The sequence below is a fragment of the uncultured Lamprocystis sp. genome, from assembly GCF_903933125.1.
Taxonomy (GTDB): domain Bacteria; phylum Pseudomonadota; class Gammaproteobacteria; order Chromatiales; family Chromatiaceae; genus Thiodictyon.
Map to the genome: position 1 here is coordinate 24,383 of NZ_CAIZIZ010000310.1, position 26,119 is coordinate 50,501.

General features: G+C 65.1%; 22 protein-coding genes. 10 read left to right on the top strand and 12 right to left on the bottom strand.

Annotated features, from left to right (window positions below; translation table 11 throughout):
* Positions 1–141: 141 nt before the first annotated feature.
* Positions 142–426: a hypothetical protein gene (locus tag QZY03_RS15685; RefSeq protein ID WP_295582637.1), complete on the bottom strand. Its 285-nt coding sequence runs from the start codon at positions 424–426 to the stop codon at positions 142–144.
* A gap of 25 nt (positions 427–451) precedes the next feature.
* Positions 452–2,989 (bottom strand): DEAD/DEAH box helicase family protein, encoded by a 2,538-nt coding sequence (locus tag QZY03_RS15690; protein WP_295582639.1) that lies wholly within the window; start codon positions 2,987–2,989, stop codon positions 452–454.
* 458 nt (positions 2,990–3,447) lie between these two features.
* Here QZY03_RS15690 and QZY03_RS15695 point away from each other — a divergent pair, with 458 nt between their 5' ends.
* A complete protein-coding gene (locus QZY03_RS15695) occupies positions 3,448–3,774 on the top strand; it encodes a c-type cytochrome (RefSeq protein WP_295582641.1) in 327 nt (108 codons plus the stop codon).
* A 33-nt stretch (positions 3,775–3,807) separates the two neighbouring features.
* Here the strand turns inward: QZY03_RS15695 and QZY03_RS15700 are convergent, their stop codons facing one another.
* The 5 genes from QZY03_RS15700 to QZY03_RS15720 form a co-directional block, all read right to left on the bottom strand.
* Positions 3,808–4,077: a formate dehydrogenase subunit delta gene (locus tag QZY03_RS15700; protein ID WP_295582643.1), complete on the bottom strand. Its 270-nt coding sequence runs from the start codon at positions 4,075–4,077 to the stop codon at positions 3,808–3,810.
* Positions 4,074–4,955 carry a formate dehydrogenase accessory sulfurtransferase FdhD gene (gene fdhD / locus QZY03_RS15705; RefSeq protein WP_295582646.1) on the bottom strand — a complete coding sequence of 294 codons (882 nt, stop codon included), beginning with the start codon at positions 4,953–4,955 and terminating at the stop codon, positions 4,074–4,076. Before fdhD ends, QZY03_RS15700 begins: the two co-directional genes overlap by 4 nt.
* A 1-nt stretch (position 4,956) precedes the next feature.
* Complete coding sequence (fdhF, locus tag QZY03_RS15710; RefSeq protein ID WP_295582648.1) at positions 4,957–7,824, bottom strand: formate dehydrogenase subunit alpha; 2,868 nt, start codon at positions 7,822–7,824, stop codon at positions 4,957–4,959.
* A gap of 66 nt (positions 7,825–7,890) precedes the next feature.
* Positions 7,891–9,453, bottom strand: a complete 1,563-nt coding sequence (locus QZY03_RS15715) for an NADH-quinone oxidoreductase subunit NuoF (protein ID WP_295582649.1) — start codon at positions 9,451–9,453, stop codon at positions 7,891–7,893.
* Positions 9,450–9,950: a formate dehydrogenase subunit gamma gene (locus QZY03_RS15720; protein WP_295582651.1), complete on the bottom strand. Its 501-nt coding sequence runs from the start codon at positions 9,948–9,950 to the stop codon at positions 9,450–9,452. The genes QZY03_RS15715 and QZY03_RS15720 overlap by 4 nt, the downstream gene beginning before the upstream one ends.
* A gap of 644 nt (positions 9,951–10,594) precedes the next feature.
* Here QZY03_RS15720 and pqqA point away from each other — a divergent pair.
* The 5 genes from pqqA (at position 10,595) to pqqE (ending at position 13,889) form a co-directional block, all read left to right on the top strand.
* Entirely contained in the window at positions 10,595–10,669 is a 75-nt protein-coding gene (gene pqqA, locus QZY03_RS32135) for a pyrroloquinoline quinone precursor peptide PqqA (RefSeq protein WP_363168448.1), read from the top strand.
* Between the two features lie 113 nt (positions 10,670–10,782).
* Positions 10,783–11,697, top strand: a complete 915-nt coding sequence (gene pqqB / locus QZY03_RS15725; protein WP_295582653.1) for a pyrroloquinoline quinone biosynthesis protein PqqB — start codon at positions 10,783–10,785, stop codon at positions 11,695–11,697.
* Positions 11,698–11,723: 26 nt separating this feature from the next.
* Positions 11,724–12,485, top strand: coding sequence for a pyrroloquinoline-quinone synthase PqqC (pqqC, locus tag QZY03_RS15730; protein WP_295582655.1), 762 nt, complete (start codon positions 11,724–11,726; stop codon positions 12,483–12,485).
* Positions 12,482–12,778 carry a pyrroloquinoline quinone biosynthesis peptide chaperone PqqD gene (gene pqqD, locus QZY03_RS15735; RefSeq protein ID WP_295582657.1) on the top strand — a complete coding sequence of 99 codons (297 nt, stop codon included), beginning with the start codon at positions 12,482–12,484 and terminating at the stop codon, positions 12,776–12,778. Before pqqC ends, pqqD begins: the two co-directional genes overlap by 4 nt.
* Complete coding sequence (gene pqqE / locus QZY03_RS15740) at positions 12,744–13,889, top strand: pyrroloquinoline quinone biosynthesis protein PqqE (protein WP_295582659.1); 1,146 nt, start codon at positions 12,744–12,746, stop codon at positions 13,887–13,889. The genes pqqD and pqqE overlap by 35 nt, the downstream gene beginning before the upstream one ends.
* Positions 13,890–13,899: 10 nt before the next feature.
* Here the strand turns inward: pqqE and pip are convergent, their stop codons facing one another.
* Positions 13,900–14,862 (bottom strand): prolyl aminopeptidase, encoded by a 963-nt coding sequence (gene pip, locus QZY03_RS15745; RefSeq protein WP_295582661.1) that lies wholly within the window; start codon positions 14,860–14,862, stop codon positions 13,900–13,902.
* Positions 14,863–15,325: 463 nt separating this feature from the next.
* Here pip and xoxF5 point away from each other — a divergent pair, with 463 nt between their 5' ends.
* From xoxF5 to QZY03_RS15765, 4 genes are all read left to right on the top strand, one after another.
* Positions 15,326–17,122: a lanthanide-dependent methanol dehydrogenase XoxF5 gene (gene xoxF5 / locus QZY03_RS15750; RefSeq protein ID WP_295582663.1), complete on the top strand. Its 1,797-nt coding sequence runs from the start codon at positions 15,326–15,328 to the stop codon at positions 17,120–17,122.
* A 143-nt stretch (positions 17,123–17,265) separates the two neighbouring features.
* Positions 17,266–17,802 carry a hypothetical protein gene (locus tag QZY03_RS15755; RefSeq protein WP_295582665.1) on the top strand — a complete coding sequence of 179 codons (537 nt, stop codon included), beginning with the start codon at positions 17,266–17,268 and terminating at the stop codon, positions 17,800–17,802.
* Between the two features lie 28 nt (positions 17,803–17,830).
* Positions 17,831–18,691, top strand: coding sequence for a quinoprotein dehydrogenase-associated putative ABC transporter substrate-binding protein (locus tag QZY03_RS15760; RefSeq protein WP_295582667.1), 861 nt, complete (start codon positions 17,831–17,833; stop codon positions 18,689–18,691).
* A 50-nt stretch (positions 18,692–18,741) separates the two neighbouring features.
* Entirely contained in the window at positions 18,742–19,419 is a 678-nt protein-coding gene (locus tag QZY03_RS15765) for a PQQ-dependent catabolism-associated CXXCW motif protein (protein WP_295582668.1), read from the top strand.
* 23 nt (positions 19,420–19,442) lie between these two features.
* On the opposite strand, the gene QZY03_RS15770 is transcribed toward QZY03_RS15765, so the two are convergent.
* The 4 genes from QZY03_RS15770 to QZY03_RS15785 form a co-directional block, all read right to left on the bottom strand.
* Positions 19,443–20,357: a lysylphosphatidylglycerol synthase transmembrane domain-containing protein gene (locus QZY03_RS15770; RefSeq protein ID WP_295582789.1), complete on the bottom strand. Its 915-nt coding sequence runs from the start codon at positions 20,355–20,357 to the stop codon at positions 19,443–19,445.
* A 56-nt stretch (positions 20,358–20,413) separates the two neighbouring features.
* Positions 20,414–21,361 (bottom strand): lipid A biosynthesis acyltransferase, encoded by a 948-nt coding sequence (locus QZY03_RS15775; protein ID WP_295582670.1) that lies wholly within the window; start codon positions 21,359–21,361, stop codon positions 20,414–20,416.
* A 23-nt stretch (positions 21,362–21,384) separates the two neighbouring features.
* Complete coding sequence (locus tag QZY03_RS15780; RefSeq protein ID WP_295582672.1) at positions 21,385–21,750, bottom strand: hypothetical protein; 366 nt, start codon at positions 21,748–21,750, stop codon at positions 21,385–21,387.
* A 298-nt stretch (positions 21,751–22,048) separates the two neighbouring features.
* Positions 22,049–26,092: a translocation/assembly module TamB domain-containing protein gene (locus QZY03_RS15785; protein ID WP_295582674.1), complete on the bottom strand. Its 4,044-nt coding sequence runs from the start codon at positions 26,090–26,092 to the stop codon at positions 22,049–22,051.
* Positions 26,093–26,119 lie beyond the last annotated feature (27 nt).

The window sequence follows — 26,119 nt, forward strand, 5'->3', positions numbered from 1 at the left end:
TCAGACGGCGACGATGAAATCGCTATAGCGAGCCAGGAGCGGATCGCGAGTGAGCAGGCGGGATCAGGTCGCGCGCGGCCTTGGACGGTCGGGGGCTGTCGGTGATGGCCCAGAGGGCAATGTGCGTGTCGAGCAGGAGATTCATGGCGCGCTATCGCCCGCGTCCTCGCCAAGAAACAGCCGTCTCACCTCGGCATTGTTGGCGTCGATGTCGTCCGGGACAACGAATAGCCCCTTGGCGACACCGATCCGATCGCCCGGCGCCGACTCCCCCTGCATCGACCCCGCCTCGCGCGGCGACGCCGCGGGCGCCAGACCGAGGTCGGAGACGGCGATCTCGATCGTCTGGTCCTGGAACTGAGCGCGGATGGACTCGATGAATCGCTCATTCAACTCGCTCGCGCGCAGTTGGTAGATGGTTTGCATACGGTGCTCCGGGTAACGAGGGGCCTCATGCGGCAAATTGGTTCAATGAGACGTAGTCCTTGATGTAATTAGGGACGAGGGCACGGTACTTCGGCGGCACGGCCTTGAAGTCGCGGGTCGAGAACATCGGGTTGGTCGCCAGGTCGGTGAATTGGCGGCTGTCGATGATGTCGCGGACACGGCCGCTGGTGGCATAGGCTTTGAAGAAGGTCTTGATGGCCGGAATGGCCGTTGCCTCCTCGGGCTTGCGGTCCGCGACGAACTTGGCGAATTCCTCTTCCAGCAGCTCGTCCCTGGACTTGAAGCGGGGGATGAGGCCAAAAACCTTCTCCAGGATCTCCCGCAGGGTCAGGCGGCGGTCCACTGCGGCAGCCTTACGCAGCTTGTCCAGGGTGTAGTATTCCTCGGGCTGGTCGAAGACCTCGCGATTTACGTAGTCAATGACCTGGTCCCAGTGGCCCGCTTCGACGGCGGCCACGATCTTGGGATCCTCTCGCACGCTGTCCTCGAATCTCTCGAAGAACATGCGGTCGATCCTCATCCCCTCGGCGGTGATCTGCTCGACCCGAAGCGAGGCGATGATGTCACCGCCCAAGTGCTCATAGGTGCCGCCGGCGACGGGACCGGGGCCGGCGCCGCGGTTGGGCCCCAGGCCTTGGGGCCGCGGCAGTTTCAGCACCTCGTCGTAGTTGAACTCGGTCTCGAAATACTCGCAGTTGGCAAAGAAGTCGAAAAGCTTGAAGGCGGTCTTCTCGGGCTGCAAGACGCCGTCCTTGACGGCTTCGTCGAAGAGCTGATCGAGGAAATCGTGCTTGCGCGTGCCGCGTCCCTTAATCTGTATGAAGTCAGTGGGCGAGAAGATGGGGCGGAGCAGACCGAGATTGAGGATATCGGGACAATCGTAGCCCGTGGTCATCATACCTACGGTCACGCACACGCGCGCCTTACTGGACTTGTAAGCGGGCAGGAAGTTGCCCGAACCAAGCAGGCAGTTGTTCGTGAAATTGATGGTGAACTGCTGGGCAGCGGGAATCTGTGAGGTGACTTGAACGGCAAAGTCCGACTGGTACTTGCCGGGAAACATGCGGTCTGCCATCTGATTGAGGATCTGGGTCAACTTGGCGGCGTGGTTCTGGCTGACCGCGAAGATGATCGACTTGCCGATTTCGCGGCTGACGGGATCGCGCAGGGCATTCTCCAAGAAGGTCTTGCAGAAGAGTTCGTTGGTGGCTGCGGAGAAGAAGCGCTTTTCGAACTCGCGCTGCTTGTATGACTCTTGCTGGTCATCACCGGTGTCGTCCGTGACGGCGAGGACAAAACCTTCTTCAGAAAGCAGCTCGGTGGTGATTTCGGTCCTGGCATCCACCACCATCGGGTTAATCAGGAAGCCTTCTTTCACGCCGTCGAGGAGGGAGTAGCGATATGTCGGCTGGCTGTTTTCACAGCCAAAGGTCCGATAGGTATCGAGCAACAGACGGCGCTCGGCCTCACGCGGGTCGCGTGTGGTCGGATTGGCGCTGTCGAACCGTTTGAGGTAATCCCGGGGGGTGGCCGTCAGGCCCAGCTTGTAGCCGATAAAGAAGTCGAAGACGGCGCGGGCATTCCCGCCGATGGAGCGGTGCGCCTCGTCGGAGATCACCAGGTCGAAGTCGGTGGGCGAGAAGATCCGCTGGTACTTGTTGTTGAAGAGGAGCGACTGCACCGTGGTGACAACGATCTCCGCGCGCCGCCAATCGTCGCGGCTCTCTTTGTAAATGACGGTCTGGAAGTCGGCGGATAGCAGTGTCGAGAACGCCTTCTTAGCCTGATCCTCCAATTCCAGCCGATCCACCAGAAAGAGCACCCGGTGGGCGTTGCCGGTGCGCAAGAAGAGCTTGATCACCGCGGCGGCAGTCAGGGTCTTGCCGGTGCCGGTGGCCATCTCGAACAGGAAGCGATCCATGCCCTCGCTGACGGCTCGTTGTAGGACATGGACGGCTTTGAGTTGGTAGGGCCGCAGGAAGCGGAGCTTGTTGGCCTTGACGTAGTCAGGGCGCTCCGACTCGTTGCGCCAGGCGGCCTCGGACCGATAGGTTGGGCGCTGTGTCAGCACGATATAGTCGTCGGCCACGGGCTCGTCGATGAGACGCTGCGGGTTTGGCGTTACCTTTTGATAGCCAATGACAGAGTCGGGGGTGGGGAAGGACGTGATGACGTAAGGGTTGCCTCGTTCGAGGTCCCAAAAATAGTGCAGGTTGCCGTTGGAGAGGATGACAAACCGGCAGTTCAGGGATTTGGCGTATTTTCGGGCTTGCTCCTTGCCGATCAGGGGGTTCTTGTCCTCGGCCTTGACCTCCAGGACGATCAGCGGGAACCCCAAGACATTCAGCAGCAGGAAGTCGATAAAGCCCCTGATGGCCTTTTCGAAGTCGTCGCCAAGGGCGGCCAGGTCGGATGCCTTGATCGTCACGCCGGGCTCAAGGCAGATGTTGGCGGGCCGGCCACCTTCTGCAAAGAAGCGCCAGCCCGCGGCTTCGAGCAGCTTGTTGATCTTGATCCGCGCTGTTGCTTCCTTGGGGGGCATGGCGATCCGTCTCCTGTGGTGGTTGTCGATGGGTGTGCCAGGCGAGGCGCGTCGGCGTGAAAACCGCTCGCCCTGGGTGTGAGTCTCGCCAGATGATCGACCTGTTGCAAGTCTTGCTGCCCTCTATGCCAATCGCGCAGCACCCTCTACCTAAAGCTGAAACGGTACAAACTGTCACCGGGGCGTTACTGCCGTTGACCGCCCTGTCATTGGCTGGGCGGCGCGTTACGCCCCGCACGGCGACCCTGCAGCGCCGGCTGTGACGGTCTGTGGCGCCGTCAGGACACAGCCAGACCCGTCTCTTGAAGGCCGAAGTCCAAAGAGAGCATCTCACCGACCATGGCACCAAAGTTGCGTCCCGACAGGGACTCTGTCCACGGCCCTTGAGCAGGGCCGACAGTCGTCACCAACACCCTGAGCACACACCGGGGACTTGCCGAGCAGACGAGGAGTAGACGATGAGATTGTCGAAGACACTGGCCCTGACCACCGCCATCGCGAGCCTGACCTTGGGGCAGGCCGGAAGCCTGAGCGCGGAGGACGGGGGCACCCTTTACACGGTGCGGGCCTGCCATGCCTGCCATGGGCCGGACGCGAAGACCACGGTGCTGCCGATCTACCCCAAACTGGCCGGGCAGAATGCCCCCTATCTGCTGGAGCAGATGAAGGCGATCCGTGACGGGACCCGCACCAACGGCCTGTCGTCGGCCATGCGCCCTCTGATGGCGAGCGTCACCGATGCAGAATTTGAGGCGATTGCCACTTGGCTTTCCGGCCTGAAGTAAATTCCTAGAATCGGGCGCACGGATCGGTCAAGATCATTGCTGCACGAGGTCCCGCTCCAATTGCCTGATGGCCTCGACGACGATCGGCGCAAGCCCGGCGCCCCCGGTTTCCTGCACATGCTCGGCGATCTGACGACGCATACGCGGGTCCCAGGAACGCTTGAGGTGATTGGCGATTTCGTCCCGCCCCTGCTGGGAGTCCGGCCAGGCGCCAAAAAAGTCGCCAATCTGGTTTGCCATCTTGATGAGGTTGTCGATGTCCATCGCTTTGCCTTTGACCGGTTGTTGAAGAGTCACCGTCATCCGCAACCGCCGCGGATCGCGTCCGGATAGGTATAGACCAGCATCCGCTCTCCGCGGGCGAAGCCGATCAGGGAGATATGGGCGGCCTGGGCCAAGCGGATGGCCGAGGCGGTGGGGGCGGAGACCGCGACCAGCAGGCCGATCCCGGCGGACATGGCCTTTTGAACCATCTCGTAACTGGCGCGGCTGGTGCAGATGACAAATCCGTCCGCGGGCCGCAACCCGGCCCTGGCCAGCGCGCCGATGAGCTTGTCCAAGGCGTTGTGCCGTCCGACGTCCTCGCGCACCAACCGCACCTCGCCGTCTGCCCTCACCCAGGCCGCCGCGTGGCCGCCGCCGGTGAGGCGGAACAGGGGCTGGTGCCGGGGCAGTTCGGCGAGTGCCCCGGCGATAGTCCTCGCCGTGGGGGTGCAGGTCTGCCCCACCGAGACTGGCACGATCGGCCGTTCCAGGGCCGCCAGGCTCTCGACCCCGCAGAGACCACAACCGGTGCGGCCGGCCAGGGTGCGTCGACGCTCCTTGAGGGCAGAGAAGGGGGCGCCGGCCACGCGCATACGGCACTCAATGCCTTGACGGACCGGCAGGCACTCGCAGTCATAGAGTTCTCGGACGCTGGTGAGGATGCCCTCCCCCAGGCTGAAGCCCAGGGCAAAGTCCTCCAGGTCGGTGGGGGTCACCAGCATGACGGCATGGGAAATGCCGTTGTAAACCAGGGCGACAGGGACCTCCTCGATGACCTCATCGGCACGCTCGACCGCCTGCCCGGCATTGAGTTCCAGAACCTGGAAGCCGCAGTGCTCCGGCCACTCGGTTCCCGTTCCCCCAACTGTGCAGCCGTCATCCGGACCCGACCTGGTCGTGGCGCAGAGGCTGCTCAAGTCAGGGCCGCGCATCCGGTCCCGAGGCACCCGGCAGCAGCCCGAGTTGGGTCCGATGCAAGCGCTGATAGCGTTCCTGCCACTGCGAGGGTTGGCTCACCAGGACGACCTCCACGGCGGTGACCTTGTACTCGGGACAATTGGTCGCCCAATCAGAGTTGTCCGTCGTGATAACATTGGCCCCCGACTCCGGAAAGTGGAAGGTGGTGTAGACCACCCCGGGCTGGACCCGCTCGGTGATGGCGACGCGCAGCGCCGTCTCCCCGGCGCGGCTCGCCACCCCCACCCAATCGCCCTCACGAATCCCCCGATCCTGCGCGTCCTGGGGATGGATCTCCAGGCGATCCTCGGCATGCCACCGGACGTTCTCGGTACGGCGGGTCTGGGCCCCCACGTTATATTGGGAAAGGATGCGTCCGGTCGTCAGGATCAAAGGGTAACGCGGGTTGACCCGCTCGGCGGTGGGCACATAGCGGGTCACCATGAAACGCCCCTGGCCGCGCACGAAGGCATCCACATGCATGATGGGGGTGCCGTCCGGATGGGCCTCGTTGCAGGGCCACTGGATGCTGCCCAAGGCGTCGAGCCGATCGTAGCTCACCCCCTGGAAGCTGGGGGTGAGGCGGGCGATCTCGTCCATGATGGCGGACGGGTGCGGATATTCCATGGCATAGCCAAGGGCCTTGGACAGGGCCGCCGTCACCTCCCAGTCCGCCAGTCCGGCCAACGGCGGCATGACTTTACGTACCCGCGAGATCCGCCGTTCCGCGTTGGTGAAGGTGCCGTCTTTCTCCAGGAAACTGCACCCGGGCAGGAAGACATGGGCATACTTGGCAGTTTCATTCAGGAAGAGGTCTTGCACCACCACGCACTCCATCGCCGCCATGGCCGCTTGCACGTGCTGGGTGTTGGGGTCGGACTGGACGATGTCCTCACCCTCGCAGTAAAGCCCCTTGAAGCTCCCGTCCAGAGCCGCCTCGAACATATTGGGGATGCGCAGACCCGGTTCCGGGTCGATCGCCACCCCCCAGGCGTCCTGGAACAGGGCGCGGGTGACGGCGTCGGAGACGTGGCGGTACCCCGGCAGTTCGTGCGGGAAGGAACCCATGTCGCAGGACCCCTGCACGTTGTTCTGACCCCGCAATGGATTGACTCCCACGCCCAGGCGCCCGACGTTGCCGGTGGCCATGGCGAGGTTGGCAATTCCCATCACCATGGTCGAGCCCTGGCTGTGTTCGGTGACGCCCAGGCCGTAGTAAATCGCTCCATTGCCGGCCCCGGCATAAAGCCGGGCCGCGCCACGCACGGCCGCAGCGGGAACACCGGTCACTGACTCCATCGCCTCCGGGGACTGCTCGGGCTGCGCCACGAAGTCGCGCCAGGCAGCAAAGGCGGCCGGCTCGCAACGCTCGGCCACGAAGGTCTCGTTGACGAGGCCCTCGACGACAATGACGTGGGCCAGGGCATTGACGATGGCGACATTGGTTCCGGGCAGCAACTTCAAGTGGTAATCCGCCGCCACGTGGGGACTCTTGACCAGATCGATGCGGCGCGGATCGATCACGATGAGGCGCGCGCCCTGACGCAGCCGGCGTTTCAATTGGGAGCCAAAGACCGGGTGTCCGTCGGTGGGGTTGGCCCCAATGACCATGACCACGTCGGCCGCGAGCACCGAGTCGAAGGTCTGGGTACCGGCAGACTCGCCCAGGGTCTGCTTGAGTCCGTAGCCGGTCGGCGAGTGGCAGACCCGCGCACAGGTGTCCACATTGTTGTTGCCGAAGGCGGCGCGCACCAGTTTCTGGACCAGATAGGTCTCCTCGTTGGTACAGCGCGAGGAAGTGATACCACCCACCGATCCGCGCCCGTACTTGGCCTGGATGCGCTTGAGTTCCGCTGCCGCGTAGGTCAGAGCCTCATCCCAGGAGACCGGCTGCCAGGGGTCGTGGATGGACGCGCGGATCATCGGCGTCTTGATCCGGTCCGGATGTGTAGCATAACCCCAGGCGAAGCGCCCCTTGACGCAGGCGTGTCCGTGGTTGGCCTGGCCGTCCCTCCAGGGGACCATGCGGACCACCGTCGTACCCTTGACCTCCGCTTTGAAGCCGCAGCCCACGCCGCAGTAGGCGCAGGTGGTGATGACCGCACGCTCCGCCTGGCCCAAGCGCGTGACTGATTTCTCGATCAGGGTGGCCGTGGGACAGGCCTGAACACAGGCTCCGCAGGAGACACACTCGGACGCCATGAAGGACTGGCCCTGGCCGGCGCTGACATGCGAGTCAAAACCGCGCCCGGAAATGGTGAGCGCAAAGGTTCCCTGGACCTCGGCACAGGCCCGCACGCAACGGCTGCACAGGATGCACTTGGCAGGATCGAAGCTGAAATAGGGGTTGGACTCGTCCTGTGGCCGGGCACTGACGGCGTCGAAGTGATTCGCCCCGTCCGGACCATAACGGACCTCGCGCAGCCCCACCACGCCCGCCATGTCCTGGAGTTCACAGTTGCCGTTCGCGGAACAGGTCAGACAGTCAAGCGGGTGATCGGAGATGTAGAGTTCCATGACCCCGCGGCGGATTCCGGCGAGCTTCTCCGATTGGGTGCTGACCTGCATCCCGTCCTCCACCGGCGTGGTACAGGAAGCCGGGTAGCCGCGGCGCCCCTTGATCTCGACCAGACACAGGCGGCAGGAGCCGAAGGGCTCCAGGCTGTCGGTGGCACACAGTTTCGGGATACTGATGCCGATTTCCTGGGCCGCACGCAGCACCGACGTCCCCGCCGGGACCGACACCGCGAAGCCGTCAATGGTCAGGGTCACCGCCTGCCCGGCGGTGCGGGCCGGGGTGCCGAAATCGGTATCGCGGGGAAGGGACATGGTCTTACCTCGTGCGAGTCAGGCCCGCGGTGGTGGGCGACCGCACACAGAGCGGTCGCGGAGCGCTCAGAAAAGGACTGGCGTTTCGACCCCGAAGTCCTGCGGAAAATGCCGCAGGGCCGACCGCACCGGGTAAGGCGCCATGCCGCCCAGAGCGCAGAGTGAACCGTACTCCAGGGTGTCACACAGGGATTCGAGCAAGGCAAGGTTTGCAGCACGTTCCTGGTCGGCGATGATGCGGTCGATCACCTCCACCCCGCGGCGGGAGCCGATGCGGCAGGGGGTGCACTTGCCGCAGGATTCCAGCGCGCAAAACTCCATCGCATAGCGCGCCATGCGCGCCATATCGACGGTGTCGTCAAAGGCGACGATGCCGCCGTGGCCGATCATCGCGCCCATCCGGCTGTAGGTCTCGTAATCCAGGGGTACCTCGAACTGGGACTCCGGGACATAGGCCCCGAGCGGCCCGCCGACCTGGACCGCGCGGATCGGCCGGCCGTTGGCGGAACCGCCGCCATAATCGTAGAGCAGCGCGGCCAGCGTCAGCCCGAAGGCCTTCTCCACCAGACCGCCGTGGCGGATGTTGCCCGCCAGTTGGAAGGGCAAGGTGCCATGGGAACGCCCGACCCCGTAGTCCCGGTAAAAGGCCGCGCCGCGCGCCAAAATGATCGGCACCGTAGCCAAACTGATGACGTTGTTGATGACGGTGGGCTGGCCAAACAGTCCGGCGACGGCCGGCAATGGCGGCTTGAAACGGACCAGACCGGGTTTGCCCTCCAGACTCTCCAGCAGGGAGGTCTCCTCGCCGCAGATGTAGGCCCCGGCGCCCATACGCACCTCAAGATCGAAGGCACGACCGGAGCCCAGGACGTCCGCGCCCAGGTAACCGGCTTCCCGCGCCCGGTCGATGGCGACTGCCAGCGTGCGGCAGGCGTGCGGGTACTCGGAACGCGTATAGATATAGCCCGCCGTCGCGCCCACCGCCAGGGCCGCGATGGTCATGCCCTCGATCAGGCAATAGGGGTCCCCCTCCATCAACATGCGGTCGGAGAAGGTACCGGAGTCGCCCTCGTCGGCATTGCAGACGACGTACTTCCGACGGCCTTCGGCCTGTCGTACTGTGGCCCACTTGACCCCGGTCGGAAAGGCGGCACCGCCGCGCCCGCGCAGACCGGCATCAGTGACCTCGCGGATCAGTTCCTCACCGGACATCGACATGGCCCGGTCCAGGCCGGCGAAGCCGCCGTTGGCCCGGTAATCGTTGAGGCTCAAGGGGTCGGTCAAACCCATGCGGGCGAAAGTCAAGCGTTCTTGCCCAGCCAGATAGGGGATATGGTCACTCAGCCCGTGACCTAGCCGATGCGGCCGGCCGCTCAAGAACCCAGCGTCGAACAGGTCCGGCACGTCCGGCGGCAGCACCGGGCCGTAGGCGATGCGCCCGGCCGGGGTCTCGACCTCCACCAGCGGCTCCAGCCAAAAGAGGCCGCGCGAACCGTTGCGCACCAGATCAATGGACAGACCGCGGCGGTCGGCTTCGCGCGTGATCGCCTGGGCGACGCGTTCGGCACCCACCGACAGTGCGCTGGAATCGATGGGCACCAGGACCCGAGGGGACGCGGTTCTGGTCATGCCGGAGCCTGCGCGTCACGCAAGTCGCCGATCAGGGCGTCCAAGGTCGCCGGGTCCATGCGGCCGTAGATGGCATCGTCGATCCGAATGGCCGGAGAGCAGGCGCAGTTGCCCAGGCAATAGACCGGCTCCAGGGTCAGGGCACCGTCCGGAGTCGTCTGATGGAAGTTGATCCCAAGGATGTCGCGGGCCTGGGCCTCAAGGCGGTACGAGCCCATGGCCTGACAGGACTCCGCCCGGCAGATCTGCAACACGTGGCGCCCGGCCGGGGCGCGGCGGAAATCGTGGTAGAAGTCGAGCACACCCTGGACCTCGGCGCGCGAGACGTTCAGGGCATCACTGATCAGCGGAACCACCTCGGCAGGGACCCAGCCCATCTGACCTTGGATGGCGTGGAGCAGTGGCAGCATGGCCCCCGGCATAGCGCGGTGGACTTCGATGATGGCGCGCAGTGCTGCCTGGTCGCTTTCGCGATCGGCGCCGACAAGGTTCGACATGCGGGTGACTCCTCAAGACTGTTGGCGCGTTCGATGCAAAGTTCGCACCGCGTCGCCCCCAAGTGGACTAATCGCTGGCCCAGCGCCGACCGTTGCGCCGATTTCGTCACAGGTGTCACCGACCGCGATCAACGCTGAAACTGATGGGCAGAATGGTCGACGATCGGGTCCTGCGCCTCGGCGAAGGGCGTGACCGACAAAGATTTCGAGGTGGCCCGCAAGATCGAGCAGACGGTCATGCGGACAGCGCCTTGGAGAGCACCCCAGATGACCCGCGATTCAAGTACGTCAAATACGACTGAGCCTAGGTCCGTGTGCCGACCCGGCAGCAATGTCTTGCTGCGGCATCCGCAGTGGCACGATAGGGGCACAGTGTCCCAGCGCTGGCACAGGCACACGCAGTCCGACCCGATCGCCGCCAAGCGCCGACCGACCAGCCGCACGCGGCCGTGCACGCGTTACGGGCTGGCGTCCGGTGTACCCGGGCAGGCCAGATCACCACCTCGGGCAATGGCACGTGCTTTGCTTGACTTCATCTCACCAAGTTGCGGACAACACGCAACTCTGGCGGGCCGATTCCACGTTAGGGATCGGCTGCACGTCGAAATGGTCCCATCAATTCCATCGAGGAGGCGACAGCCAACATGACCTGGTCAACCCCCGCGTTCGAGGATCTGCGTCTGGGCTTCGAGATCAACCTGTATATCAACAACCGGTAAACCGGTTAACCTAAAGATTGAGGCACAAGCGCCCTGAGCCGGCCAGCTGCCGGCCGGGGCGCACCCACCCCCGCATTTGGCAACCCCAGCTCGACTTAACCCAAGCAGTTAGTATGTATATTCGCGTTCTCGGGTCCGGCGCGGGCGGCGGCTTCCCGCAGTGGAATTGCAACTGCCCCAATTGTTCCGGCGTCCGCTCCGGTCGAATCAAAGCCACCGCGCGTACCCAATCCTCGATCGCTGTCAGCGCCGATGGAGGGGATTGGATCCTGTTCAATGCCTCCCCGGACATCCGCGCCCAGTTGGCGGCATTCCCATCCTTACAGCCAGGACGCCAGGTCCGGGACACGGCCATCCGCGCGATCCTGCTGGTCGATGCGCAGATCGACCACACGACCGGACTCCTGATGCTGCGCGAGCACACCGCCCCGTGGGACATCTACTGCACCGCGGCGGTTCGGCAGGACCTGACCACCGGGTTCCCGATCTTCAACATCCTCGGGCACTTCCGCGGGATAAACTGGCACGAGGTGCTGACCGATCAGTCGGATTTCACAATTCCCGGCGCCGCGGGACTCGTCTTTACCGCCGTCCCCCTGAAAAGCGAGGCACCACCCTACTCACCCCATCGCCACAATACGGTCCCTGGGGACAATATCGGCGTCCGCGTACGCGACGAGCGGACCGGCCGGACGCTCTTCTACGCGCCGGGGTTAGGGCGTATCGACGCGTCGGTCCTTGCCTATATGGAGGCGGCGGATTGTCTGCTGGTGGACGGCACCCTGTGGCGCGACGACGAGATGATCGAATGCGGGATCGGGGATAAACTCGGCAGTGCCATGGGCCACCTTGACCAATCCGGCCGCGGCGGTCTCATGGAGCATCTGAGCCGCCTGGCCCGGCCACGTAAGATCCTCATCCATATCAACAACACCAACCCCATCCTGGACGAGGAGTCCCGCGAGCGCCGCACCCTGGAGCAGGCCGACATCGAGGTCGCCTTCGACGGGATGGAGATCACGCTGTAACCCGATAAACACATGTTTTTCAACACATGAACGCACACCCTGGAGTGCTGATGGAGACCGATACCGCGACCCCCTGGAGCAGGACAGAATTTGAGCAGCGCTTACGGGACAAGGAGCGCTATTACCATATTCATCACGAACTCCATGTGCTGATGAACTCGGGCCAGGTCGACAAGCCCGTGATCCAGGGCTGGGTGGCCAATCGCTTCTATTATCAGACATCGATTCCGCTCAAGGACGCGGCAATCATGGCCAATTGCCCGGATCGGGACGCCCGTCGGCTGTGGGTCCAGCGCATCATCGATCACGACGGCACCCACGGGGATGAGGGCGGCATCGAAGCCTGGCTGCAATTGGGTGAGGCAGTCGGACTGACCCGCGAGGATCTGTTGTCGAACAAACATCTGCTGCCCGGGGTCCGGTTCGCCGTGGACGCTTATGTGGACTTCGCGCGCCGCCAACCCTGGGAAATCGCCGCCAGCTCGTCACTGACGGAGCTCTTCGCCCCAACCATCCATCAGGCGCGCCTGGATTCCTGGCCGGGACACTATCCCTGGATCGAGCCTCAGGGCTATGCCTATTTCCGCAAGCGGCTCGCCGAGGCGCGTCGGGACGTCGAACATGGACTCGCGATTACACTCGACTACTACCGCACCCGTGAGCAGCAGGAGCGGATGCTGGAGGTTCTCCAGTTCAAACTGGATGTCCTGTGGACTATGCTCGACTGCATGTGGGTCGCCTATGTCGCCAAGCGCCCGCCCTACCACAATGTCGGCGGTCGGCCATGAGTGCCCCGGAGCCGATCATCAGCCCGGACACGGTGCCGCGCCTGTCACCGATGTTCCGCCTCCAGTGGGAAGAGGCCCAGGGCTGTCATGTCCTGCTCTACCCGGAAGGCATGGTCAAGCTCAATGGCCCGGCCGGTGAGATCCTCAAGTGCTGCGACGGGGTGCGCTCGATCGCACAGATTATCCATGACTTGAGCGTCCGCTTCCCCGCGGCCCCCACCCTGCCCGACGACTGCCGCCAATTTCTGAAGACTGCCCATGACAACCAATGGCTCCGTATCGACCCTGCCTAAGCCGCTTTGGCTTCTGGCGGAACTCACTTACCGCTGCCCGCTCCAATGCCCCTACTGCTCCAATCCCCTCGACATCGCCCGCTACCAGGACGAATTGAGCACGGCGGAATGGGTACGGGTCTTCCGTGAGGCGCGCGCCCTGGGGGCGGTGCAGCTCGGTCTCTCCGGCGGCGAGGCCCTGGTGCGCCAGGACCTGGAAGAGCTGATCGCCGCGGCCCACGCGCTGGGCTTCTACACCAACCTGCTCACGTCCGGTGTGGGCATGGACGAGCGGCGCATTCGCGGCTTCAAGGAGGCCGGGCTCGACCATATCCAGATCAGTTTCCAGGCCAGCAGCGAGGAGTTGAACAACTTCATCGCCGGTAACGACTCATTCAAGCACAAGCTGGAAATGGCCCGGCTGGTCAAGCACTATGGCTATCCCATGGTGCTGTGTTTCGTCCTGCACCGACACAACACGGACCACGTCGAACAGATTCTCGATCTGGCCCATGCGCTCCAGGCCGACTATGTGGAACTGGCCACCACCCAATACTACGGCTGGGCCATGCTCAATCGGGACCAGTTGTTCCCGACTCGTGAGCAGGTCGCGCATGCCGAGGCGACCGCACATCGCTATCAGGAAAAGCTCAAAGGCCGGATGAAGACCCTCTATGTCGTTCCCGACTATTACGAGGACCGCCCCAAGGCGTGCATGAAAGGCTGGGGGGCGATCTTTCTCACCGTCGCCCCGGATGGCACCGCCCTCCCATGCCATGCCGCCGGCAGCCTTCCGGGGCTGAGCTTTCCCAACGTACGCCAGCATGATCTCGCCTGGATCTGGAACGCGTCACCGGACTTCAACCGGTTCCGCGGCTTTGAGTGGATGAAGGAGCCCTGCCGCACCTGCCCGGAGCAGACCCGCGACTTCGGCGGCTGCCGCTGCCAAGCCTATCTGCTCACCGGCGACCCCGCCAATGCTGACCCGGTCTGCTCCAAATCACCCCATCATGCCGCACTCCAACAGCAGGTCCAGGCCATCGGCGAGACCCAGACGGGAGCCGTGGCCCCCTTGATCTACCGTAACTTCCGCAACTCCAAGCGGCAGATGGGCATCGCGGCGCCTGATTGATGAATCCGGCCTAACACACGCGACAGGCCCTTAGCCGATCCGTCTCGCCGACCAGGGCGTCGATCATCGCAGGGTCCGAGATCAGGTGCCCCGCATCTTCGACCAAGAGCAGCCGTGAACCCGGCAGCGCCTGGTGCAAGGTCCAGGCACCCTCGAGGGGACAGACCAGGTCCAGCCGCCCGTGCACGATGGTGGTGGGTACTGTCGGCAGCCGTTCGGCGTGCTCGATGATCTCATTATCCTGAAGGAAATAGCGGTGGCGCGCGTAGTGGGTCGCGATACGCACCTTGGCCAGGACCTGCGCGGCAACGACCGGCGCGGTCGACACCGCCGGGACGAACGGCCGCTGCCAGGTCAACACCCGCTCCTCCCACGCCGACCAGGCCAAGGCCGCCGCTGACGCCAGCGCCGCGTCCCTGGAACGGACCAGGCGATGATAGGCCATCGGCAGGCCGGTGCGCGCCGCCTTGGGGACTTGATCACAGAAGTCCCGCCAAGCATCCGGAAGCAGTCGCGCGACCCCATTCGGCCCGAAGAACCAGTCCAGATCCCGCTGCCGGGCCAGAAAGGTCCCGCGCAAGACCAACCCCATCACCCGCTGCGGGTGGGTCTGCGCGTAGACCAAGGCCAGGGTCGCACCCCAGGACCCGCCGAACAGCAGCCAGCGGTTGATCCTCAACCCCGTTCGGATGGTCTCCAGGTCCTCAATCAAATTCCGGGTGTTGTTCTGCGCGATGCCGCCCACGGGGGTCGAGCGCCCGCTGCCCCGTTGATCGACCAGCACGATGCGGTAGTGGTCCGGATCGAAATAGCGCCGGTGATCCGGTTGGCACCCAGACCCCGGACCGCCATGGAGGAAGACCACCGGGCAACCGTCGACCCGCCCGCATTCCTCCACATAAAGTCGCTGTCCGTCCCCAAGGACCAGGTGCCGCGCCGCATAGGGTTCGGTCGGCGGATAGAGCACGCGCATGGTACAACTCCCGGATCACGTTAACGAACTACGCTCACGAACGCTGGGACGCACAGAGTGTCCCAGCACTGACACAGGCGTGACACCTGGAGCGCACAGCCGGGGCGCAACGCCATGACGGACCCGTCGCCGACCCATCCGATGAGGGAACGAGGCCGAGTGCTGGGGATGACCGACAGTCCAAGTAAGACACCATGGCGCTGGGGTTTCGGACCAGCGCGGGCAGCCCCCGACCGGCCCAAATCCTGCGTCCTGACCATTCCCCGACCGGAAAGAGGCAACGCCTGCGTACGGACGCGACCCTGGCACAGGGTTTGCTGATCTGGTGGAGCCACCTCAACCTAAACCCGCACGCCATTGAGCGCGCCCTTGAGCCGAGCGCAGCGGCACCGTCAGCAGTCTGCCTTGAGGCCGCGTCCCTGTCCTGATAATCACAATCCCAGATCGAGGAGGTCTTGGAAACATGCAACCGATAAAGCATTCCATCCTAGCCGTCGCGGTAGCCGCCGCAGTGACCTACACCGCATCCAGCGTCGCCAACTCAGGTCTCATCGAGTTGCAACAGGATCCGAATCAATGGGTGATGCCGTCCGGAAACTACTCCAGCACGCGCTACAGCGCACTCGATCAGATCAACGCGGGCAACGTCAAGGATCTGCAAGTCGCCTGGACCTTCTCGACCGGCGTTCTGCGCGGCCATGAGGGCGGCCCACTGGTCTTGGGCGACGTGATGTACGTCCACACCCCCTTCCCCAACAAGGTCTTTGCGCTGGATCTGAACAACGAGGGCAAAATTCTCTGGAAGTATGAACCCCGCCAGGACAGCAGTGTCATCCCGGTGATGTGTTGCGATACCGTCAATCGTGGGCTTGCCTATGCCGACGGCAAGATCTTCCTCTCCCAGGCCGACACGACCCTGGTGGCACTCGACGCAAAGACCGGCGCCAAGGTCTGGTCAGTGGTGAATGGTGACCCCAGCAAGGGCTCCACCTCCACCGCCGCGCCCATGGTCGTCAAAGATATGGTCTACGTCGGCATCAGCGGCGGCGAATTCGGTGTGCGCGGCTACCTGACGGCCTACAACATCAACGACGGCAAGCTGGTGTGGCGCGGCTATTCCATGGGTCCCGACGCCGACACCCTGATGGACCCGGAAAAGACCACCCATCTCGGCAAACCGGTCGGCAAGGACTCCGGCACCGCGACCTGGGAGGGTGACCAGTGGAAGATCGGCGGCGGGACGACTTGGGGCTGGTACTCCTATGATCCAGCGCTTAACCTGATCTATTACGGCTCCGGCAACCCCAGCACCTGGAACCCGGCACAGCGCCCCGGCGATAACCGCTGGTCAATGACCATTTGGGCGCGCGATGCCGATACCGGCATGACGAAATGGGTCTATCAGATGACCCCCCATGACGAATGGGACTATGACGGCATCAACGAGATGGTCTTGGTCGATAAGGAGATCAAGGGTAAGCCGCGCAAGGCCCTGGTCCACTTCGACCGCAACGGCTTCGGCTACACCCTGGACCGCGTCACCGGCGAACTGCTGGTAGCCGAGAAGTTCGACCCGGCCGTGAACTGGGCGACCCACGTGGATATGGCGACCGGACGGCCGCAGGTCGTCGCCAAATACTCTACCGACCACAATGGTGAGGACGTGAACACCACCGGGGTCTGCCCGGCCGCCCTGGGCAGCAAGGACCAGCAGCCGTCCGCCTACTCTCCGCGCACCGGTCTGTTCTATGTCCCCACCAATCACGTCTGCATGGACTATGAGCCGTTCAAGGTCTCCTACACCGCGGGCCAACCCTACGTAGGCGCCACCCTGACCATGTATCCGGCCCCCGGCGGCACCACCCTGGGTAACTTCATCGCCTGGGACGCAGACAAGGGCAAGATCGTCTGGTCGGACCCCGAGCAGTTCTCGGTGTGGGGCGGGGCCCTGGCCACCGCCGGTGACGTGGTCTTCTACGGCACCCTGGAAGGCTATTTGAAAGCCGTCGACGCCAAGACAGGGAAGCAACTCTATAAGTTCAAGACCCCGTCCGGCATCATCGGCAATGTCCATACCTATACCCACAATGGCAAGCAGTATCTCGCCGTCCTGTCTGGTCTGGGTGGCTGGGCCGGCATCGGGATGGCCGCCGGCCTGACCGATCCCACCGCCGGTCTCGGTGCCGTGGGTGCCTATGCCTCATTGAGCGACTACACCCAATTGGGCGGTCAACTTACGGTGTTCTCGCTGCCGAACTGACCTGAACGGCCGCTCCCTGGGCCAGCCGGGGATGCGGCCATCCGAGCGGCGCCATTCAAGTCGGCTGCCCAAGGGGCGGCATCTTGGCGTCGGGCCATCGCGGCCCACCGCATCCAGCATCGAGACCTGCCATGAGACACGCCATGGGTAACCGGAAGGCTTTGAGCCTCACACTCCTCACCACGCTCACACTCGCGGGCGCCAGCGCCCTTTACGCCGCGGACTCCCCGCCCGCCAATGCCGCGACGGCCGATTACAAGGCATTCAAGTTCTCCGCCGACCACCCCTATTTTTTTCAGGACGGGAAGGTCGACTTCGGGACCTATAACGGCTTCCGCCGGTACCACTCGGAATGCCACGTCTGTCACGGACCCGCCGGCATGGGCAGCGCCTATGCGCCCGCTTTGATGAACTCAATGAAGGTACTGAATTTCGATCAGTTCGTGACCGTGGTCATCCAGGGCCGCAAAGGTCTCGACAACCGGGTCATGCCCTCCTTCGCCAGCAACCAGAACGTGCTGCCCTACATGAGCGACATCTACGCCTACCTGAAGGCGCGCTCCGACGGGGTCATCGACGTCGCCCGCCCGGCCAATTTCCCGAAGGCCAAACCGGACCCGAAGCCGGCGGCACCAGCACCCGCGGCCCAAGCCTCGGCGGCGACTCCCGCCAAGCCCTAGACGGATGGACACCGGGTACTGCTGTCTCTTGAAACGCACCCCCGCGCCATGCCATCACTGGTTCGGCGCACTGCGTGCACTCTGCTATCTTGCACCTCTGGCGATCCTTGTTACGGGTTCGCCGGTTCTGGGGGCAACCGATCACGAAGCCCGTTCCGGCCAGTATCTGACGGTCTGTGGAGACCCCAACAACCTGCCTTTCTCCAACCAGCAACTGGAAGGATTTGAGAACAAGATCGCCGAGCTGATCGCCGCCGGGTTGGACCGCCCGCTGCATTACCGTTGGTGGCCCCAAACCGTGGGATTCGTCCGCAATACGCTCCAGACCCGCTTGTGCGACCTGATCATGGGGATCAGCACGGTCAATGATCTGGTCCAGAATACTAATCCCTATTACAGGTCCGTCTACACCCTGGTCTATCGGCGCGACGCCGGTCTCAACCTCCAGAGTCTCAAGGATCCCGCCGCTAAGGGCCTGCGCATCGGAGTCGTGGCCGGAACTCCGCCCGTCAGCCTGCTCACGCGTTACGACCTGCTGGGGCAGACCCGCTCTTATGAACGGGCCGTCGACACCCGACTCTACGCCCCCGCCCGTGATGCCGTGGAAGACGTCGCCCGGGGTCAGTTGGATTTGGCGGTTATCTGGGGACCGATTGCGGGCGATGCAGCGCGGAAGCAGCCTGTCCCCCTGACCCTGGTGCCGCTGCCCGCGGAAGAGGATGGTATCCCGCTGGCCTTCAGCATTTCTCTGGGCATCCGTCCTCGTGAAACAGCCTGGAAACACGAGTTGAACGCGCTGTTGGAACGGCTCGCGCCCCAAATCCTGACGATCCTTCAAAGTTACGGTGTACCGTTGCTGGACATGAATGATCAACTGATCGCACCGTGATAACCCACGTGGTGCTTAGATCGCTCCCGTGGGAGCGGCTTGCAGCCGCGATGCAGATCAGCGCGAAGCCAGCGGCGGCAACGGTGTTTACAGGTCGCACCCTGGGCGCAGGCCCGCGTCGCGCCCCCCCGCTCGCAGGCTGCTCCCACCGGGTCCGCCACCCGATCAATTGCCTCGCCCGCCGGCTCCTGGTGATGGGGCTGATCGCCCTGCCTACCGCTCCGTGCCGCACCGCTGAGCCCGCCCCGCTCTTCGACGCGGACGGTTACCGCGTCGACCAGTTTATCGCGTCCGTCCCTGCCACCGCCCCCGGCGCCACGACCGTAAACACCGGGGAGGTCGCGGCCCTGCGCGAGCACGGTCATGTCACCCTGATCGATGTCATGCCCGCGCCGCCAAAGCCCGCCGGTCTGGGGCCGACCGACCTCTGGCTGCCGCCGCCGCGGCTCAACATCCCAGGCTCGGTATGGCTCCCCAACATCGGCTATGGCCGACTCTCCGACGCGCTCACCGCTTACTGGCAACGCAATCTGGAACGTCTGACCGGGGGTGACCACGGCCACCGACTGATCGTCTATTGCCGTGCCGACTGCTGGATGTCCTGGAACGCCGCCAAGCGGCTGGCTGCCGCGGGCTACACCGCGGTCTACTGGTACCCCGACGGCGTCACCGGTTGGGAAGCGGCGGGGCTGCCGCTGGCGGTGAGCCGCCCGGTGCCGCCGGACTAAGGCGACCGCGACGATCGAGGTTGCTAACGCACACCCGCCGACCGCGGCAGCAAAAAAGCCAACCCGCCCAGCAGCAAGGTCGTGCCGAGCACGAACAGGTGCAGGTTGACCGCTCCGGCAAGCGCGACGCGGGGGTCCACCCCCAGGGGGACCAGGGCCGCGACCGCGGCCAGTTCATAGCTGCCGCTGCCGGCGATGCCGTGGAAGGGCAGGACGCTCGACAGTTCGGCCCCCATGACGCCGGCCATGACCCGCCAGAAATCGACCGGAACGAAATGCGCCAGCACGCTGGCGAAGGCGATGAACTTCAGCGTCCAGGTGACCGCCGTCCACAGATAGACCCGCACGATCCGCCAGGGGTCGCGCGGGGCCGCGGTGGCGACCGTGCGCACCAACTGCCTGGCGCGCCCGCCCCCGGCGAGCCGCGGCGAGGTCCCCGCGCGGCTGATCAGGACGAGCAGCGACAGTGCGCCGATCCAGGCCAGACCGGCCGCCCACCAGAACCAGCCGGGATCGCGCAAATACAGAATCAGGATGCCGATCAGACCCAGGAAGTGCATGTCCAGGATGCGGATCCACAGGAGCGCGGCACCGGCGTCCAGGACGCCGAAGCCGAAATAGCGGCGCATCAGCCAGGGGAAGACCAGTTCTCCGGTGCGCATCGGCAGCAGATTGTTGGCCGCATTGTGCAGGATGGTGAGCCGCAGCAGCGGCATGAACCGGCCGCGGAACCGCGGACTGAACCAGGCGGACACGCGCACCGCCCGCACGCCATAGCTCAGTGCCGCGAGCAGGACGAGCCAGGCGATCAGCGTCGGGGAGAAGGCGCGCCAAGGGGCGAGCAGCGGCCCCCAGCCGACGGTGTAATGGACCGCGGCGATCAGCGCGGCGAGCAGTCCGGCGCCAATGGCCCAATCCCGCGGCCGGCCGAGTCGCAGCGTCGCCGCAGCGCCGTCAGGAGGCTGCCGCGACTCGCCTGGGGGGACGTCCTGACTCAGCGGCGCCGTTGTTTCGGCGGATAAATCGGCGGCTCGCCCGGCGGGCGGGTCTTGAAGCGGCGATGCACCCAAAAATATTGCTCCGGCATGGTGTGAATCCGCGCCTCGATCACCTGGTTCATCCGGGCGGCATCGGCCTGCGGGTCACCACTCGGGAAGGGCGTGAGGGGCGGATCGAAGATCAGTTCCAGCCCCTGGCCCCAGGGCAGATAGCGCGCGAAAGTCGGGATCACCAGGGCGCCGCTCATGGCGGCGAAGCGTCCAAGCATCGGGATCGTCGAAGCCGCCACCCCGCAGAAGGGCACGAACAGACCACGACGCCCGGCATCCTGATCCGGCAGGTAAAAGAAAGGAATCCCCTGTTTGATGACGCGCAGCAGACCGCGCAAGTCATCGCTGCGCTCGATCGAGACACTGCCGTACTGGCGCCGCGCCCGTTTGACCTGCCAATCCACCACCGGATCGCGGATCTTCTGATACATGTAGACCCCGGAATGAACCAAGCCGGTAAAAGCCGCCCCGCCCAGTTCCAGGCCCACGAAGTGCGGGACCAGCACGATCACCGGTCGCCCGGCGGCGATGCAGGCGTCGATGCACTCGCGGTTGCGGACGTGCACCAGTCGTCCCAGGCGCGCCCGCGAGATGCCCCACCCGACCCCCTGACTCAGGGCCGCGACCCCGAGCCAGCCGAAATGGGCGCGCAGCACGCGCTCGCGCTCCGTGGGCGCGGCAGCGGCGAGACAGAGCGCCAGATTGCGCCGTGCCACCTCGCGTCGATCCGGCGCAAGCAAATACCCGAGCCGCCCAAAGCCCTGGCCCAGGGCCCAGAGCAGCGGGAACGGCAGGCGCCCCAGCGCATAGACGAGACCGACCACCAGCCAACTCGGCCAGTGGCGGGGGTGCCAGAGTCCGTTGCCATCACCTATCGCGTGCGTACCTGACATCTGAACAGCGTCGTTGCAAACTCTTATTCGAACATGGCCTCGTCGATCCGCGCCACATAGGGCAGCCCGGCAAGGGCGTGGAGTATCTCCCGAAACCGGTCCTGATGGGTATTGCCGAGCACCAGGATCTGGCCGGACGTGCAGCCGATGCGCCCGCGACTGCCCGGATGGAAGCGGGCGCTGGGGTCGATGGCGGCCACCGCAGCGCGGTACTCGGGGCCATCCGGAATGCAGAACTCATAGTCCAGGGCGCGCAGGCCAGCGGGCGGACCCTGGAGCCCGGACGCGTTCAACCGATTCAGGTCGAAACCGATCAGCGCCCCGGCGGTGGCGCCCTCCCCCGCCGCCGCGCTGCCGAGCAGCAGACTCAGCACCAAGCCAACGCACACTCGGCGCCGACACGATAAGTCACTCTGTCGCGTTTGGGAACCGTTCAGGAATAAGCGATGCACATCCATTCGGGAGCGCCTTTGGTTTCTCGGTCGTTGTCGTTTGCCTAAACCGCGATCAGCGCGAAAAACGTATTTTTCATGGTGTTGTTGGCCTTGGGGATTTCACCAGCCTCGGTTGCGATGCGGCTTAAAATTATATATTTTCTAGAAATGTAAACCGCGCCAGCTTCAGTAATCGTCGAGTTCGCCGGGGCCGATCCCATCCAAAAACATCGCATACCGCGCTGGGCGCGGTTTAACGCTCAAACTTGTAGAAAATATCCCCGCCCGGATTTTCGCCGGTCTCGGTCTGAAGTTCGATATTGCGGCTCCAGTCATAGCGTAGCTTCACCGCGTCCTTGCGGTCGCCGATACCGCTCTCGTATTCCACGAACAGCTTGGGCGCCACATAGGTCCCGACCGACACCGACTGGTCCTCCGGACCCGAATCGCTGCGGGGTGCGATCCCGGTCAACAGGTACTTGGTGATCTCCGCCTGGCTCAGGTTCGGATTACTGTCCGAGAAGAAGGCGAGTTTCGGCTTGCGGATGTTCCCGAGAACCCGCACGCCGGCGCTGGCGCTGCCGCTCTCGCGCTGGGCCTGGAGCAGCAGACCCGGATTGCCGATGGGCGTCATGGCATAGACCAACCGCCCCTGCTCGATCGTCAGGGGGGCGCCGATTTCGGCGCCCAGACCGAACCCGGCGGAGAAACGGTAGATCCCGTCCACGATCGCCAGTTGGCCATCCCCCAGCATCTCCTTGCCCGGGGCCTGCACCACCCGCAGGTCGCCGGCCAGCCGACCGCGCACCCCAAAGGCGTCGAGCGTCACGTTGTCGCCGAGCTTCAGACGCAGATCGATGTCGATCGGAAACGGTGGCTTTGCAGTACCGGCCTGATCGACCAACACCACATCCGGTGACGCCGAGACCGTGCCCGCCGGGATGGCGCGCGGCCGGATACGCGCCTCGGGGACACTGATCTCACCCGAGACGCGGGCGCCCGGCGGTGTCAGATCGACCTGGATACGCGGCGAAACCAGGGCGAAATACTCTTTGGTGTCGGCCACCTTGAGCCGATCACCCGCGATCAGGAAGCGGCCGGCCAGACCCATGGGGCCCAGCCGCGCATCACCGCTCAGCTCCAGCCGTCCACCGCCGATCTGCCCCTGACCCTGAAGATCGATGCGATCCATGGTCGGAGCCAGGAGATTGATGTTCAGATCGGCGACCTTGAGCCCGATCAGCGGCACCTCGGCGCCGAACTTGCGCAGTGCCGCGTCCCCTTTGACCCCGGGTTTGCCGAGGGTTCCACCCAACGTCAGATCAGCAGCGATGCTCCCGCTCACGCCGGTCAGGTCCGGCACCAACCGGGCCAGGCGCGCCAGCCCGTCAATCTTGGCCTTGAGGCCGCCGCGCAGCGGCTGATCCGGACGCGCCGGATGGTCCAGCCGCCAGCCCGGCAACTCCGCCGACGCGCTGACCTCGCCCAACCCCTTGAGCGGCAGCGCGAGACGCCCACCCAGACCCTTGGTTCCCGCGTCCAGGGTCAGGCGGGTCTTGGAGAAATCCAGCACCTCCGATCGGGCTGCGCCCAGGATCAGGCGGATGCGCCCGTCGGGAACCGCAGCGACCAGATTGCCGGTCAGTACCGGACCCGAAGCCTGGAAACGGCCCTTGATCTGCGCCGCGCCCTCGGCGCTCTGGTTCGCGGACAACAGGCCCTCGAACAGCTCGAACCCGAGCTTGTCCAGATCGATATCCGCCGTCCACTGGCCCGCCGCGGTCTGGTTAAAGCCGACACAGCCCCCCGAACCCTTGCCGTTGCGCAGACACAGAGGTCCGGCAGCGATCCTGGGGCCGGCGAGCACAACCGGCATGGTCTTCTGCAAACGCCAGTTGCCATAGGGCTGATTGTCCAGATCGAGCCGGGTCAGCGCCCCCTGGTAGGCACCCTGGTCCTTGAGTCCGCCCACGGCCTCCAGCCGGACCGCCAGCGGCTCGCCCGTCAAGACGACGCTCAGGCGATGGCTCGGCATGCTACCGTCGCCGCGCACCTTGAGACTGTCCCACCGCAAGGCCCCAACCGCCAGGCCGGTTCCATCGAGTTCGATTTTGAGCGGACCCGTGGGGGTCAATGCCAAATCCAGGTTCCCGGTCAAACCGGCCATGCGCTGGCCAGCCGCTTCGACGTCCTTGGCGCTCAGGTCCATCCGCACCCGCGGGGCCTGCACCGTCCCCGCGACCTGGCCCTTGGCCTGGAAGCTGCCCTTGGCCTGCGGCAGCAGACTGGCCAGATCCGGCGAGGCGAGTTCGAAACGCAGGTCGAGTGTCTCGCCCGCCACGGTGCCGTCAACCCGCGCCATGCTGGGACCCGAGGACGCGGTGAAGCCCGCCACGCGCAACGTCCCCGCGGCCATGCTGACCTGGCCGGTCGCGGCGATGGGATAACCCCGCAGATTGCCCTGCACGCCCTCCAGCGCCGCCGTGAGGTTTGGCCCCTTGGCCTCCAGGGTGCCCTGCGCCCTGATCCGGCCGTCGATGCGGCCCGGCCACGCGGACGCATAGGCGCCGGGATTGATCCCGCCGGCCGTCAGATCCGCCTCCCAGGTGACCTGGGGATCCCAGCCGACGCGGGCGCGGCCCTCGATGCGGCCCTGCAGGGCATCCAACCGCAGGGTCTCGATCACGGTGCCCTGACCATCGCCCGTGCCGCCGACGGACAGCCGCGCGGGCGGCAGCCCTGGCCCCTGGGAACTGGCCAGCAGGTCATAGCCGAAACGGTTGAGCCCGCCTTTGCTATCCAGTGCGAGACTGATCCGGTCATCCAGCCCCGGAGCCAGGCCGGCCGGGTTCAGGTCCTGGCCGCGCAGCTTCAGGTCCCAGGCGAGCGCAGGTGCCCAGGCGAGGTCGCCGCTGACCTCCAGGGTGCCGCCCAGGGTCTTCAGCACTAATGCGGCGATGCGGGTGCCCGCGGCGGTCCCGCTGCCCTTGAGGTCGAGTTCGGTCGCCGGGAACCCGGGGCCTTCGGCCGCGGCCGCGACGGCGTAGTCATAGGCATCGAAGGTGCCTGATGCGTCCAACCGGCCGCGCGGGGCCGCGGCTACCAAAGTGCCGGAGAGCGGCCAGCGCAGCCGCTCCCAAGCACCCTTGAGCTGGAAGCTGCCGGGGTTCGGTTTGAGGTCCAGGCCACCCGCGGCCTTGAACACCGCCCCGGAAACCGACTCATGCAGTTGCAGCGTGCGCAGCGCCAGCGCCCGGTTTTTCCAGACTGCGTCCAGTTCCATCTGGAGTCGGCCGAAGTCAGGCAGGTTCAGCGCCTGGGCCTCCAGCGTGCCGGTCAGGGTCGCGGCATCCAGGTCACCGCGGGTCTCCAGGCGCCCGCGCACCGCCACCTCCGGGGCTCCCGCCTGAAAGTCCGGCACCCGCACGTCCTTGATCTGGAGCAGGCCCTCCCAGTTCGGCCGCCCGAGCAAATCCTGGACCTGGGCATCCAGTTCGACCTGCGCAGAGCCGTCCAGGTCGACCAGCATGACCAGCCGCTTGAAGTCGCCGCTGAGCTGGCCCCGACCCTTGATCCGCGCCGTCGGCGCCAGGCTCAGATCCCAGTCCAGGCGCAAGTCCAGTGGATACGCGTCCCGCAATTCCATCCGGCCCTCGACACGCGCCGCGAGCCGGGGTTCCGGCAGGTCGAGTTCCAACCGCAGGAGGTCCAAGTCACTGCCCGCGAGCCCCCCTGCCAGCAGGGCGCGGTCCACGACAAAAACAGGCACCGCGCTCCCCCGCTGCAGCACCCGCAGCCGCTCCACCAGGACCTCGTCGATCGCGATCCGAATCGGCAGGCCAATCTGCGGCAACGCAATCGGTTGTGGCTCCCGCTCCTGGCCGGGGACGGTGACGATATCCAGGTCGCGCGCCACCAGCCGGGCGACCCGCAAGGTGCCGCCGAAAACGCTCAGCGGCGACCAGTCCAGATCGAGACTGCCCAACCGCAGATCCAGGTCGGTGAGATGCACCTCCAGATCCTCCAGATGCAGCCGCCCCAGGACCCGACCCTCCACCTTGCCGACACGGATCACGCCGGTGGCCAGATCCTGGGCGAGCCCGAGCGCGGCACGCAGGCCCGGCTGGGTGCCGAGCACCAGCAGCAACACCACCAGCACCACCAGGACAAGTTGGAAGAACAAGCCGCCGAGCAGGCGCAGCGAGCGGATCAGCGGACGGCGCCGTCGGTCCGCCGGCGCCACCGTCCGCGGGGACGGGTCAGTTGCGGCTGCGGCGATCTGGATCCCGTCAGACATGGGCGCTAACCCGGTGATCGGTGTCCA

Excerpts from the sequence above, each read along its gene's own strand:
- pqqE (WP_295582659.1), top strand. The coding sequence starts at position 12,744 with ATGACAACCAATGGCTCCGTATCGACCCTGCCTAAGCCGCTTTGGCTT.
- pqqD (WP_295582657.1), top strand. The coding sequence starts at position 12,482 with ATGAGTGCCCCGGAGCCGATCATCAGCCCGGACACGGTGCCGCGCCTG.
- QZY03_RS15700 (WP_295582643.1), bottom strand. The coding sequence starts at position 4,077 with ATGACGGTGACTCTTCAACAACCGGTCAAAGGCAAAGCGATGGACATC.
- QZY03_RS15695 (WP_295582641.1), top strand. The coding sequence starts at position 3,448 with ATGAGATTGTCGAAGACACTGGCCCTGACCACCGCCATCGCGAGCCTG.
- QZY03_RS15715 (WP_295582649.1), bottom strand. The coding sequence starts at position 9,453 with ATGACCAGAACCGCGTCCCCTCGGGTCCTGGTGCCCATCGATTCCAGC.
- QZY03_RS15775 (WP_295582670.1), bottom strand. The coding sequence starts at position 21,361 with ATGTCAGGTACGCACGCGATAGGTGATGGCAACGGACTCTGGCACCCC.
- QZY03_RS15765 (WP_295582668.1), top strand. The coding sequence starts at position 18,742 with ATGCAGATCAGCGCGAAGCCAGCGGCGGCAACGGTGTTTACAGGTCGC.
- pqqC (WP_295582655.1), top strand. The coding sequence starts at position 11,724 with ATGAACGCACACCCTGGAGTGCTGATGGAGACCGATACCGCGACCCCC.
- pqqB (WP_295582653.1), top strand. The coding sequence starts at position 10,783 with ATGTATATTCGCGTTCTCGGGTCCGGCGCGGGCGGCGGCTTCCCGCAG.
- QZY03_RS15720 (WP_295582651.1), bottom strand. The coding sequence starts at position 9,950 with ATGTCGAACCTTGTCGGCGCCGATCGCGAAAGCGACCAGGCAGCACTG.
- QZY03_RS15685 (WP_295582637.1), bottom strand. The coding sequence starts at position 426 with ATGCAAACCATCTACCAACTGCGCGCGAGCGAGTTGAATGAGCGATTC.
- QZY03_RS15785 (WP_295582674.1), bottom strand. The coding sequence starts at position 26,092 with ATGTCTGACGGGATCCAGATCGCCGCAGCCGCAACTGACCCGTCCCCG.
- QZY03_RS15690 (WP_295582639.1), bottom strand. The coding sequence starts at position 2,989 with ATGCCCCCCAAGGAAGCAACAGCGCGGATCAAGATCAACAAGCTGCTC.
- fdhF (WP_295582648.1), bottom strand. The coding sequence starts at position 7,824 with ATGTCCCTTCCCCGCGATACCGATTTCGGCACCCCGGCCCGCACCGCC.
- QZY03_RS15755 (WP_295582665.1), top strand. The coding sequence starts at position 17,266 with ATGGGTAACCGGAAGGCTTTGAGCCTCACACTCCTCACCACGCTCACA.
- xoxF5 (WP_295582663.1), top strand. The coding sequence starts at position 15,326 with ATGCAACCGATAAAGCATTCCATCCTAGCCGTCGCGGTAGCCGCCGCA.
- pip (WP_295582661.1), bottom strand. The coding sequence starts at position 14,862 with ATGCGCGTGCTCTATCCGCCGACCGAACCCTATGCGGCGCGGCACCTG.